General features: G+C 72.1%; 10 protein-coding genes and 1 pseudogene. 8 read left to right on the forward strand and 3 right to left on the reverse strand.

Going from position 1 to position 14942, the window contains the following annotated elements:
• Positions 1-5: 5 nt before the first annotated feature.
• The 5 genes from ABZ453_RS11830 (at position 6) to ABZ453_RS11850 (ending at position 6484) form a co-directional block, all read left to right on the forward strand.
• The gene (locus tag ABZ453_RS11830) at positions 6-299 is read left to right on the forward strand and encodes a DUF503 domain-containing protein (protein WP_031052658.1); all 294 of its coding nucleotides are present in this window, start codon (positions 6-8) and stop codon (positions 297-299) included.
• Positions 300-336: 37 nt separating this feature from the next.
• Complete coding sequence (gene rbfA / locus ABZ453_RS11835; RefSeq protein WP_208785549.1) at positions 337-783, forward strand: 30S ribosome-binding factor RbfA; 447 nt, start codon at positions 337-339, stop codon at positions 781-783.
• On the forward strand, positions 780-1685 hold the full coding sequence (gene truB, locus ABZ453_RS11840; RefSeq protein ID WP_359014056.1) for a tRNA pseudouridine(55) synthase TruB: 906 nt from the start codon (positions 780-782) through the stop codon (positions 1683-1685). Before rbfA ends, truB begins: the two co-directional genes overlap by 4 nt.
• A 257-nt stretch (positions 1686-1942) precedes the next feature.
• Positions 1943-5401 carry a serine protease gene (locus ABZ453_RS11845; protein WP_359014058.1) on the forward strand — a complete coding sequence of 1153 codons (3459 nt, stop codon included), beginning with the start codon at positions 1943-1945 and terminating at the stop codon, positions 5399-5401.
• A 129-nt stretch (positions 5402-5530) separates the two neighbouring features.
• Positions 5531-6484, forward strand: coding sequence for a bifunctional riboflavin kinase/FAD synthetase (locus ABZ453_RS11850; protein WP_359014060.1), 954 nt, complete (start codon positions 5531-5533; stop codon positions 6482-6484).
• A gap of 82 nt (positions 6485-6566) precedes the next feature.
• Here the strand turns inward: ABZ453_RS11850 and ABZ453_RS11855 are convergent, their stop codons facing one another.
• Positions 6567-10640, reverse strand: coding sequence for an SCO5717 family growth-regulating ATPase (locus tag ABZ453_RS11855; protein WP_359014062.1), 4074 nt, complete (start codon positions 10638-10640; stop codon positions 6567-6569).
• Between the two features lie 627 nt (positions 10641-11267).
• On the opposite strand from ABZ453_RS11855, the gene ABZ453_RS11860 reads away from it, so the two are divergent.
• A complete protein-coding gene (locus ABZ453_RS11860; protein WP_359014064.1) occupies positions 11268-11456 on the forward strand; it encodes a hypothetical protein in 189 nt (62 codons plus the stop codon).
• Here the strand turns inward: ABZ453_RS11860 and ABZ453_RS11865 are convergent, their stop codons facing one another.
• Entirely contained in the window at positions 11457-11732 is a 276-nt protein-coding gene (locus ABZ453_RS11865; RefSeq protein ID WP_133047445.1) for a DUF397 domain-containing protein, read from the reverse strand. It abuts the gene before it with no gap.
• Positions 11733-11964: 232 nt separating this feature from the next.
• On the opposite strand from ABZ453_RS11865, the gene rpsO reads away from it, so the two are divergent.
• Positions 11965-12252 (forward strand): 30S ribosomal protein S15, encoded by a 288-nt coding sequence (rpsO, locus tag ABZ453_RS11870; protein ID WP_005479656.1) that lies wholly within the window; start codon positions 11965-11967, stop codon positions 12250-12252.
• Between the two features lie 337 nt (positions 12253-12589).
• Positions 12590-14815, forward strand: coding sequence for a polyribonucleotide nucleotidyltransferase (locus ABZ453_RS11875; RefSeq protein WP_359014067.1), 2226 nt, complete (start codon positions 12590-12592; stop codon positions 14813-14815).
• Between the two features lie 32 nt (positions 14816-14847).
• Here ABZ453_RS11875 and ABZ453_RS11880 read toward each other — a convergent pair.
• Positions 14848-14942, reverse strand: a pseudogene (locus ABZ453_RS11880) (mycothiol synthase); the annotation flags it as partial.

The raw sequence follows: 14942 nt of genomic DNA on the forward strand, positions 1-14942 counted from the left end.
CACACATGTATGTGGGGACTCTGTCCTTCGACCTGCTCCTCGGCGACGTCCACTCGCTGAAGGAGAAACGCTCTCTCGTCCGTCCGATCGTGGCCGAACTCCAGCGCAAGTACGCGGTGAGCGCGGCGGAGACGGGCAATCAGAACCTCCACCGCAGGGCCGAGATCGGGCTGGCGGTGGTCTCGGGGGACACAGGGCACCTCACCGACGTACTGGACCGCTGTGAGCGACTGGTCGCCGCGCGGCCCGAGGTGGAACTGCTCTCGGTTCGACGCAGACTCCACAGCGACGAAGACTGAAGCAAGCGGCAAGAGAAGTTACTAAGGAGACGGACCAGTGGCCGACAACGCGCGTGCCAAGAGGCTGGCGGACCTCATCCGAGAGGTGGTGGCCCAGAAGCTGCAGCGCGGGATCAAGGACCCGCGGCTCGGCTCGCACGTCACCATCACGGACACCCGGGTCACCGGGGACCTGAGGGAGGCGACCGTCTTCTACACCGTGTACGGGGACGACGAGGAGCGAGCCGCGGCGGCGGCCGGACTGGAGAGCGCCAAGGGCGTGCTCCGCTCCGCGGTCGGCGCCGCGGCCGGCGTGAAGTTCACGCCGACGCTGACCTTCGTGGCCGACGCCCTGCCCGACACCGCCCGGACCATCGAGGACCTCCTCGACAAGGCCCGGCAGTCCGACGCGAAGGTGCGCGAGGTCTCGGCCGGCGCCACCTACGCGGGCGAGGCGGACCCGTACAAGAAGCCGGGCGAGGACGAGGACGACGCCGCCGAATGACCCAGAGGAACCAGACGCCCGACGGACTTGTCATCGTCGACAAGCCGTCGGGCTTCACTTCGCACGACGTGGTCGCCAAGATGCGCGGCATCGCGAAGACGCGCCGCGTCGGACATGCGGGCACCCTCGACCCCATGGCGACGGGTGTGCTCGTCCTCGGCGTCGAGAAGGCGACCAAGCTCCTCGGCCACCTCGCGCTGACCGAGAAGGAGTACCTGGGCACGATCCGGCTGGGCCAGACGACCCTGACCGACGACGCCGAGGGCGAGATCACGGGGTCGGCCGACGCCTCGAAGGTCACCCGGGAGGCCGTCGACGCCGGGATCGCGGAGCTCACCGGCGACATCATGCAGGTGCCGTCCAAGGTCAGCGCCATCAAGATCAACGGCGTGCGGTCCTACAAACGGGCCCGTGAGGGCGAGGAGTTCGAGATCCCGGCCCGCCCGGTCACCGTCTCGTCCTTCTCGGTGTACGACATCCGGGACGCCGTCGCCGAGGACGGCACCCCCGTCCTCGACCTGGTCGTCTCGGTGGTCTGCTCCTCCGGCACCTACATCCGGGCCCTGGCCCGAGACCTCGGCGCCGGCCTCGGAGTCGGCGGCCACCTGACCGCCCTGCGCCGCACCCGCGTCGGCCCCTACAAGCTGGAGTCCGCGAAGACGCTCGACGAACTCCAGCAGCAGCTGACGGTCATGCCCATCGCGGACGCCGCCACCGCCGCCTTCCCCCGCTGGGAGGTGGACGCCGCGCGCGCCCGCCTGCTGACGAACGGCGTCCGCCTGGAGATGCCCGACGAGTACGAGACCGCCGGCCCGGTCGCCGTCTTCGACCGCGAGGGACACTTCCTCGCGCTCGTCGAGTCGCAGAAGGGCAAGGCGAAGAGCCTGGCCGTCTTCGGCTGACGACTTCGCCGGCAGAACCGAGGCTGCCCGTCCGTGGAGCGGCGCTCACGGGGTTGCGACGCCGCTCCACGGTCCCCCCTCGGTTCCCCCACCCCTAGGGTGTATCCAGCGACCCCCGCCTGTTCACCCGTCCGGGCAGGCGCTCGGAGTGAACCAAGGGAGTGGAAGGGGGCGCGTTCACGACGCGATCTGTTCCGCTGATCATCCGGCGCCTACCGTCGAACCCAGGGAACGGGTGTACGGCGGGGAGGACGGCCATGACGGGACGAGAGCGGTCCCGGCATACGAGGGACGGTGCGCCGGAGCCACGGGACACGGGGGAGCGGCAGAGCCTCGAGGCCGCCGTAGTCCGCATCCACGACCTCGCCGGGCGCCCCCGCGGCACCGGCTTCGTCGCCGACCACCAGGGCACCGTCGTCACCAGCCACGAAGCGGTCGACGGGCTGCCCCGACTGGTGGTGCACGCGGGCGGCGACCGCACCTGTCTGGTGCCGGCGGAGGCGGTGACCGCCCTCCCCGAACTGGACCTCGCTCTTGTCCGCACCGAGGGCCTGGCCGTCGACCCGCTCCCCATCACCGTCCGGGACCGGGTCGGGACCGGTACCTACGTCCGTCTCGCCGCCGGCCGCTGGCGCGAGGCCCGGGTCCTGGCCGCGACCTGCGTCACCTACGCGGCGACGGACCGCTACCGCCTCATCGACGACGCCCTGGAACTGGCCATCGGCACCGCCGGCCAGGACGCGCTGCGGCTCGGCGGGGCCGCCGCCGGAGGCCCGGTCCTGGACGCCGACACGGGCGCCGTCGTCGCCGTCCTCGGCACGGCACTCCGGTCCGGCCACCGCGACAGCGGGTACGCCGTCCCCCTGCGCCCCGGGACCGACGGTCCCCTGGCCGACCTCCTCGCCCGCAACGCGGCCACGGTGCCCGCCTACGGAGCCGACCTCAACCTGGCGGGCGTACTGGAACTGACGGCCACATCGGTGGGCCAGGACGGCCCGTCGGAGGCACCGGCGGGCCGCCTCGCTCGGGTGGAGCCGGTGGAACGGGCCGAGACGACAAGGCAGTTGACGGCCTTCGCGGACGGACAGGGGGCCGCCCCGGTCCTCGGCCTCGTCGGCGCCCCGGGCAGCGGCCGTACGACGGAACTCGCGGCCCTCGCCGCACGCCGACACCACTGCGCCGAACCCGCCCCCACGCTGTGGCTGCGCGGCGCCGACCTGTGCGACGACGACACGTCCGTCGCCGACGCCGCGAGCCGCGCACTGGCCCGCGCCGCCCGTATCGTCGCCGCGTCGGAAGCCACCCGCGCGAACGACCTGGGCGACACCGGCCCGACCCGCCTCGCCGCAATCGCCCGCACCGCCCAACGCCCCCTGCTGCTCCTCCTCGACCGCCCCGAGGAGATGCCCCCGCTCCTCTCCCAACGCCTCCCCGTCTGGACCGAGGGCACGGCGACCTGGCTGGCCGAAACAGGCGCCCGCCTGGTGGTGGCCTGCAGGCAGGAGTACTGGGAAACAGCGGCGCCGCGCTTCCCGTCACCTCCGGTCGTCGCGGACGAGACTCCTTCAGCGCCACCCTCCCTGCACCTCACCGACCTCACGGAACCCGAGGCCCGCACGGCCCGCGAACGCCACGGCATCCCCGAAGGCGCCCTCACCGCCGCCGACGCCCGGCACCCCCTCACCCTCCGCCTCCTCGCCGAGATCCGCACAGCCCTACCCGACACGCTCGGCACTCCTCACGCCCCCCTCGACCGCGACACCGTCTTCTCGGCCTACCTGGACCTGATGTGCCTCCGCATCGCCGTCCGCCTGGCCGACGTGAACGGCCTCCGTGGCACCGCCGTACGCCGCCTCGCGGCAAAGGTCTCCGGCCAGGTCCACGAGGCCGCCCGCCGCAGCCTCGGCCCGGGCCAGGGCGCACTGGACCGGGCGTCGTTCGAGGCGGTGTTCCCCTGGGGCCAGGCACTGCCCCACCTCGGCGGTGGCTGCTGGGCCTCCGCCGTCCTCACCGAAGGGCTCCTCGTCCCGGCCGGCACCGGCTACCGCTTCGCCCACGAGGAGTTCGCCGACTGGATCCAGGGCACCCACCTCGACCTCGACGAGGCGCTGCAGGCCCTGGTCCACCGCCGTACCCCCTCCCCGCACGCCCGGCCGCTCCCCGTGCCGCACCATCGCATCGGCCCGGTCGTACAGGCCTTGCTGTTCCTCGCCCGAGAACAGGGCACCACCCAACTCGCCACCCGCCTGCACGAGTTGGTCCAGGCGCTGACGACGGACCCGGACTCCTGGTGGCCCGCCCGTCTCCTCTGCGAAACCCTCCTCCGAGTCCCGGACGCCGGCCCGTACCTCGACGTACTCCGTCACCTCGCCGACCACGTCGTCACCGCTCAGCACCCCACCACCGCATCCGTCTTCACCCCCGCCTTCTGGACCGCCCTCCCCCTCCCGGACAGCGACCGCCTCGACCTCCTCCGCCACCTCCTCCTCGCCGACCACCCACCCCAGGACGCGCCCACCACGCCCCGCTACCTCGACGCCGTCTCCCGTCTCCTCGCCGCCGCACCGACCGCCGTACAGCCCCTCCTCACCTCCTGGTTCGACGACGACCGCCCCCTGCCCGCGACTCCGCACGCGACCGTGGCCGAAGCCGCCCAGGCCCTGCTCCACACCCACCGGCACCTCGCCCTGGACGAGTTGACCGAGGTGCTGGTGGAGTCCGCGCATCCCAGGGCGGACGAGTTGCTGGCGGCGCTGGCCGAGGACGAGCCGTCGGCGGTGTGCCGGGCCGTGGACCGCTGGGCGCACGACGAACGCGCTTCCCGGCGAGCGGCGGCCGTGGTCCACGGACTGCGCACCGCCCCCCATGTCCGCACCGAGGCCGACCGCGACCTCCTGCGCTATGCCGCCGGGGCCCTGCTCGCCCGGCCCGCCGACGACACCCTGCACGGCGGCGCGCTCGCCCTGCTCGTCCGCGATCCACGCACCCGTGCCCGCCATCTCCCGCAGGCACTGCTCCGGTTCGCGACCGGTGACCCGTACGTCCCGCCGAGTGCGCTGGTCCCCGCCCTGGCCACCCACCAGGAACCGGTCCTGGACGCGTTCCGGGACCGGCTGCGCAGGCCGGAGCCGGGCCGGGCGCTGCGCACCCTCGCCGACGTCACCACACCCGCGCTGGCCCGCCGGGTCGCCACCCTGGTGCGGGACGCCGTACGGCACCGCCCCGAGACCGCCGCCGACGTCGCCGCATATGTCGAACGCCGTCTGGACCAGGGGCCCGCGGCCCGAGCGGTGCTGCTCCCGCTCGTCACCGGCCTCCTCGACGGCGGCCCGGAGGCGGTACGGGCCGCGCTGGCCGCGGTACTGGCCGTCCCCGGCACCCCGGTTTCCCACCCCCTCCGCCAGGAACTCCTCGAGTTCCTCCTCTCCGTCGAGCACGACCCGGCCGTCCTCGACGCCCTGCTGCACGCCGTCGCGCCGCACCCGGGCGACGAGATCCGCGACCTCGTCCACCGCACCGGCCTCCTCATGGTCCGCACCCCGGACGGCGCGGCCCGCTTCGACCGCGGCCTGGTCGACCTGGGCCGGCGCGTGCCCGGCTTCGCGGCCCGGATGGCCGACTGGCTGACGGACACCCCGCAGGCCTGGGCGGCGGTGGTCGGCCCCAGCGCCCGCCGGATGATCGAGAACCTGTCGGGCGTACGTGTGCCCGCCTGAGCCCCCCCGCCGTCACGTGCGACGGGTCACAGCCCCCATGCCGATGCGGGCGGTACGGGCCCGGCATGGCACCCTTAGACCTGCGTAAGAGGTCGGTAGACACGGACACGGGTTCGAGGAGCGGTCACAGTGCAGCGCTGGCGTGGCTTGGAGGACATCCCCGAGGACTGGGGGCGCAGCGTCGTCACCATCGGCTCGTACGACGGAGTCCACCGCGGTCACCAGCTGATCATCCGGCACGCCGTGGACCGCGCCCGTGAGCTGGGCGTTCCCTCCGTCGTCGTCACCTTCGACCCGCACCCGAGCGAGGTCGTGCGCCCCGGCAGCCACCCCCCGCTGCTCGCCCCGCACCACCGCCGCGCCGAGCTGATGGCGGACCTGGGCGTGGACGCGGTCCTCATCCTCCCCTTCACCACGGAGTTCTCGAAGCTGTCGCCGGCCGACTTCGTCGTCAAGGTGCTGGTCGACAAGCTGCACGCCAGGGCGGTCGTCGAGGGCCCGAACTTCCGCTTCGGCCACAAGGCCGCGGGCAACGTGGAGTTCCTCGCCGAACAGGGCAAGACGTACGACTTCGAGGTCGAGGTCGTCGACCTGTACGTCACCGGTGAGGCGGGCGGCGGAGAGCCGTTCTCCTCCACCCTCACCCGCCGCCTGGTCGCCGAGGGCGACCTCGAGGGCGCCGCCGAGATCCTGGGCCGGCCGCACCGAGTGGAGGGCGTGGTCGTCCGCGGTGCCCAGCGCGGCCGCGAGCTCGGCTTCCCCACCGCCAACGTCGAGACGCTGCCCCACACCGCGATCCCCGCCGACGGCGTCTACGCCGGCTGGCTGCACGTGAACGGCGAGGCGATGCCGGCCGCGATCTCCGTCGGCACGAATCCGCAGTTCGACGGCACGGAGCGCACGGTGGAGGCGTACGCCATCGACCGCGTGGGCCTCGACCTGTATGGCCTGCACGTGGCCGTGGACTTCCTCGCCTTCGTCCGGGGCCAGGCGAAGTTCGCGTCCCTGGAGGCCCTGCTGGAGCAGATGGCCCAGGACGTGAAGCGGTGCCGTGAGCTGGTGGCGTCGGCGTCGGCGGAGTAGAGCGCAGCGTCACGACGTGTCGTCATGACGAAGGGGCCGGTGCCATCGGGCACCGGCCCCTTCGCCATGCACTGCTTACTGCTTACTGCTGCGGCGGCGGGGGAGGAGGCGGAGTCTGCCCGTCCGCGGGCGGCTGGGGGTAGCCGTAGCCGGGTTCGCCGGGCTGACCGGCGGGCGGGTACGGCTGCGGTGCGTACGGCTGACCGGGGTACGGCTGCCCCGGGACGTACGGCTGACCCGGCTGATGCGCGGGAGGCTGCTGGGGCGGCTGGGACTGTGGTGCCTGGGGGTAGGGCCCCGGCTGTCCTGGAACCGGCTGCCCCGGCTGCCCGTAGTACGGCGCCCCAGGCATCGGCTGTCCGGGCTGGGCGTAGGGCTGGCCCGGCATGGGCTGGCCTGGGACCGCCTGGCCCGGCATCGGCGGGGCCGCGACCGGGGGCGGATTGCCGTCGTTGGTCCACAGCCCGTGCGCCTGCTGATGGCGTACGAAGTCCTCGGCGACCATCGCCGCGAGGTTGAAGTACGCCTCGCGCACCTTGGGCCGCATCATGTCGAGGTCGACCTCGGCGCCGGCCGAGAGGTGCTCGTCGAAGGGCACGACCACGACCCCGCGGCAGCGTGTCTCGAAGTGCGCCACGATGTCCTCGACCTTGATCATCTTTCCGGTCTCCCGGACACCGGAGATCACAGTGATGGACCGCGACACGAGGTCCGCGTACCCGTGCGCCGACAGCCAGTCCAGCGTCGTACTGGCGCTGCTCGCGCCGTCGACGGACGGCGTCGAGATGATGATCAGCTGGTCGGCGAGGTCGAGCACACCGCGCATCGCGCTGTAGAGCAGACCGGTGCCGGAGTCGGTGAGGATGATCGGGTACTGCTTGCCGAGGACGTCGATGGCGCGGCGGTAGTCCTCGTCGTTGAAGGTCGTCGAAACGGCCGGGTCGACGTCGTTGGCGATGATCTCGAGGCCGGACGGCGCCTGTGAGGTGAACCGGCGGATGTCCATGTACGAGTTGAGGTACGGGATCGCCTGCACGAGGTCGCGGATGGTGGCCCCGGTCTCGCGGCGCACGCGGCGGCCGAGGGTGCCGGCGTCCGGGTTGGCGTCGATGGCGAGGATCTTGTCCTGCCGTTCGGTGGCCAGGGTCGAGCCGAGAGCGGTGGTCGTGGTCGTCTTGCCCACGCCGCCCTTGAGGCTGATGACGGCGATGCGGTAGCAGGACAGCACGGGGGTGCGGATCAGCTCCAACTTCCGCTGCCGCTCGGCCTCTTCCTTCTTTCCGCCGATCTTGAACCGGCTCGGCGCGGCGGCGGGCCGGCCGCTCTTCGCCTTCTGCCGCTTGTTGTTGAGCAGCCGGTCGGAGGACAGCTCCACGGCGGCGGTGTAACCGAGCGGCGCGGCGCCGGGGTTGGTGGGTTGTCGCTGATCATGCTGAACAGGCTGCGGCCACCCGGCCCCGGCCCGCGGATCGACGGGCTGCGGCGCTGCCGACGGCGCCTGATCGGCACTCCCCTGCTGCGGGAACCCCGACCCCGCCTGCGCATCCGCCGGAGCCTGACCGTACGGCGGCAAGCCGGGGTGCGGCTGGTACTGCGGGGGGACACCGGGCTGAGGCTGTCCCTGCGGGGGGATGCCGGGCTGTGCCTGGGCGTGAGGGGCGGGCGGCGGTGGGAAGCCGTAACCGTCGGGCTGAGCCGGGGGGTTGGGACCGTACTGAGCCGGTGCGGGTGCGGGTCCGCCGGGCTCGGCTTGGCCCTGCTGAGGCACGCCGGGCTGGGGCCGCCCTTGCGGGGCGGGGGGCTGAGGGAAGCCGTAACCGCTCGGGTGGGCGGGGGAGTTCGGGTCGGCCGGGGCGTGGGGAGCCGCTTGAGGCGCCGCGGGGTTGGGGAAGCCGTAGCCGCCGGGAGCCGCAGGCGCGGAGGCCTGGGCGTCGTTGGGCTGGGGCTGGGCCGTGGGCGGCTGGGGGAAACCGTAACCGCCGGGCTGGGCCGGCGGGTTGGCCGCGGATGGGGCAGGCGGGGCGGCCTGGGGTGCGGCGGGGTTGGGATAGCCGTAGCCGCCCTGCGGTGCAGGGGGCTGCGGGAAGCCGTGGCCGCTCTGCGGGGGCGCGCCAGCCGGGGTCGGCGGTGCCGCGGGGGCGGACGCCGGGGGCTGGCCCGGGGTGCCCGGGTGCGGGAACCCAGGGGCGCCCGGGGTGTGAGGGGCGGGTACGCCGGTCGGCGGCTGCACTGCCGGGGAGCCCGGGTGAGGGAGGCCGTACGCGCCCTGCGTGTTCGGGTCAGGAGCGCCGGCTTGCTGCGGGGTCGCCGGAGGCTGGCCTGGGTGCGGGAAGCCGTATGCGCCCGGGGTGTTGGGGGCCGGGGAGCCGGTGGGTGGTTGCTGTGCGGCCGGGGGCTGGCCTGGCGCGCCGGGGTGCGGGAAGCCGTAGGCCGCTGGGGTGTTGGGGATCGGGGCGCTCGGCTGCTGGGTGCCCGGGGTCTGCTGGGGTGCTGCCGCGGCGTTCCAGGCTGCCGGGGCCGACTGAGGGGCCTGCGGCTGGAACGGCTGCGGCGGTACCGGCGGCTGACCCTCCGGGGCCGGCGGCTGCGCGGGTGCCGCGGGATCCTGCTGCTGCGGTTGTACGGGCCACTCGGCCGCCGCCGCGGGCGCCGCGGGCTGGTACGACGGGGGCAACGGCGGCAGTTCGCCCTGCGGCGCCGGCGGCGGAGCCCAGGCGGGCGGGGTGTCCTGCGGGGCCGCGGACTCGCTCGGAACGGCATCCTGCGGCTCGCTTCCCTGCGCCCCGCCGGCTTGGGCTTCGGCGTCGGACGGCTCGGCATCCGCGGATACGGCGTCGGAGGGCTCGGCGTCCTCTCGTACCGCTTCCTCCTCCACCGCGTCCGCCGACTCGGCGTCAACGGCCGCCGCTTCCGGAAGCACCTGCTCCTCGGAAGTGGCGTGCTCGCGCTCCGAGTCCTGAGACGCCGAGCCTTCCGTCTCTCCATCAGCCTCTACATCGGCGGCAACCTCAGTGTCGGTGTCACCCGCCTGCGCATCCGCCGTTCCGTCAGCGTCCGCCCCCTCCGCAGCGGCCGCCGAAGCTTCCGTCTCCTCGGAGGAGTCGTCGTCGGAGTGGCTCCCGAGCTCGATCACCTCGGCCGAACCGGAGTCTTCGCCGTCGTCAGCCACATCATCGCCGTCGGTCTCCGCCTCCGCCGTCTCGGCGGAACCGTCGACCTCGCCGGGGCCCTCGACGTCGTCCCCGTCCACGGAGTCCGCAGCGCCCTCCTCGCTCACCGCCTCGGCGTCGTCCTGCGAGCCCGGCTCTGCCTCGGCCGCGCCGGCGCGCTCGGAGATCTCCTGTTTCAGGGCCACCGGAGAGAACCGCATGGTGCGGCCACTGTCCAGATCACCATTCCCGGAGTCCTCGTCGGAAGCCGGGGAACCGGACGCCTCGGGCGCCACCGGAGCCGTTGGAACCGCCGAAGCGGCACCCGCTCCCGGCGTCTCCGCCTGCCCCTGCCCCTGCGGCTCGAACCCGCTCCCCACCGGAAGCTTCGGCACCGCCCCGGGCCCACCGACCGGCGGCGCGAACGGCGCCCCAGGCGCGGCGGCAGCCGGCGGCGGGGTGAACGGCGCACCTGGAGCTGGAGCCGGAGCGGGAGGCGTGAAGGGAGCTCCGGGCGTCGGAGCAGGTGGAGTGAACGGCGCCGCCGGAGCCGTACCGGCACCCGTGCCCGACTGGGGCCGCGAGTGAGCCGGCGGAGTCAGCCCCGGCAGAGAGGAGAGCGAGAAGTCGGACGGAGCCCCCGAAGCGGAGGGCGCCCCAGGCGCCCCACTCGCACCCGCACCGGTCCCAGGCGCCGTACCTCCGGCACCACCCGCACCGGTCTCAGGCTCCGCACCCCCGGCAGCACCGGTACCGGACCCAGCAGCCCCGGCACCCCCCGCACCGGACCCCGCCGTACCGGCGCCCGCCGTGCCAGAACCCCCCGCGCCGCCACCCCCCGCACCGCCTCCGCCGGAGGAACCACCCGACGCGTTCTGCGTGTACCACGCCGGCGGTGCGTAGTCGATGGTGAACTCGCCCGTCGTCTCGATGGCGGACTCGGCGTCGGGCTGGTCGTCGCCGGGTGTGGCCCAGCCCCCGCGGTTCCCGTCCCGATCGCTGCTCACAGTTCCTCCTGGTGTGGTCGAGCACCCTCAATGCCGTGCCGGGGCGACCATGTGCTTGTCGTCCTGATGCGTTGCGAGGCAGACCGATCCACCGGCTCTCCCCCCGAGGCACCGCCACCTGGTCCACGGGTTCTGGCGGCGCGCCCTGTACCACCCTAATCACCAGTAGCCCCACCCCGGCAGGCCCGTCCACCCCTGAGCGCCTGCCCACTGCGTCACAACCAGCCATGAATTGCCGTACACAGCCTGCGCATTGAGGAAGAAATCGGTCGATACCGCTGCCGGCGCCGCCCGTTCGCGCGCGTGATCAAGCAACCCGGCATAGTGGGGACGTTTCCGTGGCCATGCCATGGACTTCCGTACCCGCCTCAGAGGAAATGGATCCCGCGTGAGCTTCGGCCCACCCCTTTCGATGTACACCCAGTCCGCCCTGACCGCGACGGAGACGCAACAGAAGAAGCGCCGCCGGACAGGGCTGTTGGGGCTGTTCGCGGTCGTCCTCGTGGCGGCGGTGGGGACGGGCGGGTGGCTCGTGTGGGGCGGTGGGGGAAAGGGGGCTGACGCGTCGAACCGGTCGCACGGTCCCTTCCGTATCTCTACTTCGACCTGCCCGAGGAGGCCGACCTGATGACGATGACCGAGTACAACGACATCGTCGTCCAGGACGGCCGCATCTTCTTCGGCGTCAAGAAGGTCGACGGCCCCGCCAAGGGACAGCCGAAGTGGGTCTACCTCGCCCTCGGCATCGAGAGCATGGCCGTCCGCCAGCCATGCCGTCCGCCAGCCACGCCGTCCGTCGGTTGCGTGGTCCGGTGACTACGCCTCCGGCGACGGCTCCAGGTCGAACTCGCCGTCCCGGGCACCGAGCACGAAGGCCCGCCACTCCGCCTCCGTGTAGCGCAGCACGGTGTCAGGGTCGAGCGAGGAGCGCATGGCCACGGCGCCGCCGGGAAGGTAGGCGATCTCGACCCGTTCCTCGTGCTCCTCGGTGCCGGGCGCGCCGTGCCACTCCGCGTCGGAGATGTCGAGCGCGTACAGCTCGTCGCGCTCCCGCTCCTTGCGCGCCTTGATCTGCTCTTCCGTCTCCGTCATGGGTCCCTTCCCGACGTACGAGAACGATCTGTACGGTCACCCTAGTGGCCGCGTCGGTCCGCCCTGCGGGTTTCCACAGCCTCTTCCACAGGTGGCGAGGCGGCCCCCGAGCTGCTGGTACCCTGATGGATGGCCGTGTGTGTACGGCCTTCCGCCTTGCGAGTAACAGAAGCTTCCCCGAGACGAAGACCGGGGGCGCTCCGAGGCACTCTCAGACCATTGAGGAGTACGCGTGTCGCTCGACGCCGCTACGAAGAAGCAGATCATCACCGAGTTCGGTACCAAGGAGGGCGACACCGGCTCCCCCGAGGTCCAGGTCGCCATGCTGTCGCGCCGGATCTCCGACCTGACGGAGCACCTCAAGACCCACAAGCACGACCACCACTCCCGCCGTGGTCTGCTGATCCTGGTCGGTCAGCGCCGTCGCCTCCTGCAGTACCTGGCGAAGAAGGACATCCAGCGCTTCCGTGCGCTGGTCGACCGCCTCGGCATCCGCCGCGGTGCGGCGGGCGCCAAGTAAGACGCCGTGAGGGGAGCGGTTCCCGAAGCATCGGGGGCCGCTCCCTTTGCGTACGTATGGAAAGTACTGACGTGCGTGCGGAAACGTGCGGAGTGTCCCTCACGCTTTGTAGTGTGGTAGCACAACGACATACGCACGACACGTAACGCCGTACGACACAGAACGAGGAGAAGCGCGCCCAAGCCGCCGCCGGTCCTCGGTAGTGGCCCCCGGGAAGTGAATCCCGGGTGCTTCGATCGAAGACCGGCCCGCACCGCACGGAGCGCTTCTCCGCGACTGTCCCCCCGCCACACGGGCGAGGTGGGACAAAAGACGACAAGTAACGGAGAAAACGCTAGTGGAGAACGAGACCCACTACGCCGAGGCCGTCATCGACAACGGCTCCTTCGGCACCCGCACCATCCGCTTCGAGACGGGCCGCCTGGCCAAGCAGGCCGCCGGCTCCGCCGTGGCGTACCTGGACGACGACACCATGGTGCTGTCGGCCACCACCGCCTCCAAGAACCCCAAGGACCAGCTCGACTTCTTCCCCCTGACGGTGGACGTCGAGGAGCGGATGTACGCCGCCGGCAAGATCCCCGGCAGCTTCTTCCGTCGTGAGGGCCGGCCCAGCGAGGACGCGATCCTCACCTGCCGCCTCATCGACCGCCCGCTGCGCCCGTCCTTCAAGAAGGGCCTGCGCAACGAGATCCAGGTCGTCGCCACGATCATGGCCCTCAACCCCGACCACCTGTACGACGTCGTGGCGATCAACGCCGCCTCCGCGTCCACGCAGCTGGCCGGTCTGCCCTTCTCCGGCCCGATCGGCGGCGTCCGCGTCGCGCTGATCAACGGCCAGTGGGTCGCCTTCCCGACGCACACCGAACTCGAGGACGCCGTCTTCGACATGGTCGTCGCCGGTCGCGCCCTGGAGGACGGCGACGTCGCGATCATGATGGTCGAGGCCGAGGCCACCGACAAGACCATCCAGCTGGTCAAGGGCGGCGCCGAGGCGCCGACCGAGGAGGTCGTCGCCGCCGGTCTGGACGCCGCGAAGCCCTTCATCAAGGTGCTCTGCAAGGCCCAGGCCGACCTCGCCGCGAAGGCCGCCAAGCCGACCGCCGAGTTCCCGATCTTCCTCGACTACCAGGACGACGTCCTGGAGGCGCTGACCGCCGCCGTCAAGCCGGAGCTCGCCTCCGCGCTGACCATCCCGGGCAAGCAGGAGCGCGAGGCCGAGCTGGACCGTGTCAAGGGTCTGGCCGCGGAGAAGCTGCTCCCGGAGTTCGAGGGCCGCGAGAAGGAGATCTCCGCCGCGTACCGCTCGCTGACCAAGACCCTGGTCCGTGAGCGCGTGATCAAGGAGAAGAAGCGCATCGACGGCCGCGGTGTCACCGACATCCGCACCCTGGCCGCCGAGGTCGAGGCCATCCCGCGCGTGCACGGCTCGGCGCTGTTCGAGCGTGGCGAGACCCAGATCCTGGGCGTCACCACGCTGAACATGCTCCGCATGGAGCAGCAGCTGGACACCCTCTCCCCGGTGACCCGCAAGCGCTACATGCACAACTACAACTTCCCGCCGTACTCCACCGGCGAGACCGGCCGCGTCGGCTCCCCGAAGCGCCGCGAGATCGGCCACGGCGCCCTCGCCGAGCGCGCGCTCGTGCCGGTGCTGCCGACCCGCGAGGAGTTCCCCTACGCGATCCGTCAGGTGTCCGAGGCCCTCGGCTCCAACGGCTCGACGTCCATGGGCTCGGTCTGCGCCTCCACCATGTCGCTGCTGAACGCCGGTGTGCCGCTGAAGGCCCCCGTCGCCGGTATCGCCATGGGCCTGATCTCCCAGGAGATCGAGGGCGAGACGCACTACGTCACCCTCACCGACATCCTCGGTGCGGAGGACGCCTTCGGCGACATGGACTTCAAGGTCGCCGGCACCAAGGAGTTCGTGACCGCGCTCCAGCTCGACACCAAGCTGGACGGCATCCCCGCCTCCGTCCTGGCCGCCGCCCTGAAGCAGGCCCGTGACGCCCGCCTCCACATCCTCGACGTGATGATGGAAGCGATCGACACGCCGGACGAGATGTCCCCCAACGCCCCGCGGATCATCACCGTCAAGATCCCCGTGGACAAGATCGGTGAGGTCATCGGCCCCAAGGGCAAGATGATCAACCAGATCCAGGAGGACACCGGCGCCGAGATCACCATCGAGGACGACGGCACCATCTACATCGGTGCCGCCGACGGCCCGTCCGCCGAGGCCGCCCGTACGACCATCAACGGCATCGCCAACCCGACGATGCCCGAGGTCGGCGAGCGCTACCTGGGCACGGTCGTGAAGACGACGACGTTCGGCGCCTTCGTCTCCCTCCTGCCCGGCAAGGACGGTCTGCTGCACATCTCGCAGATCCGCAAGCTGGCCGGCGGCAAGCGCGTGGAGAACGTCGAGGACGTCCTCGGCGTGGGCCAGAAGGTCCAGGTCGAGATCGCCGAGATCGACTCCCGCGGCAAGCTCTCCCTCGTCCCCGTGATCGAGGGCGAAGAGGGCTCCGACGACGACGCGAAGAAGGACGACACCGACAAGTGACGTCGAGCAGCTCGACGGCGACGGCCCGCACTGTCGTCGAGGTCGCGCTGGGTCAGCGAGCCCTGCTCGGGGTGGTGGGCGAAGGCGGCGGCGTTCACCGCGAGCCACGCCGAGTCGTCCTGCCCGG

It is taken from the genome of Streptomyces sp. NPDC005799, assembly GCF_040630525.1.
Lineage (GTDB): Bacteria > Actinomycetota > Actinomycetes > Streptomycetales > Streptomycetaceae > Streptomyces > Streptomyces griseorubiginosus_B.

Coding starts and splice junctions, on each gene's coding strand:
- ABZ453_RS11830 (WP_031052658.1), top strand. CDS start 6: ATGTATGTGGGGACTCTGTCCTTCGACCTGCTCCTCGGCGACGTCCAC.
- truB (WP_359014056.1), top strand. CDS start 780: ATGACCCAGAGGAACCAGACGCCCGACGGACTTGTCATCGTCGACAAG.
- ABZ453_RS11860 (WP_359014064.1), top strand. CDS start 11,268: ATGACGATGACCGAGTACAACGACATCGTCGTCCAGGACGGCCGCATC.
- ABZ453_RS11845 (WP_359014058.1), top strand. CDS start 1,943: ATGACGGGACGAGAGCGGTCCCGGCATACGAGGGACGGTGCGCCGGAG.
- ABZ453_RS11865 (WP_133047445.1), bottom strand. CDS start 11,732: ATGACGGAGACGGAAGAGCAGATCAAGGCGCGCAAGGAGCGGGAGCGC.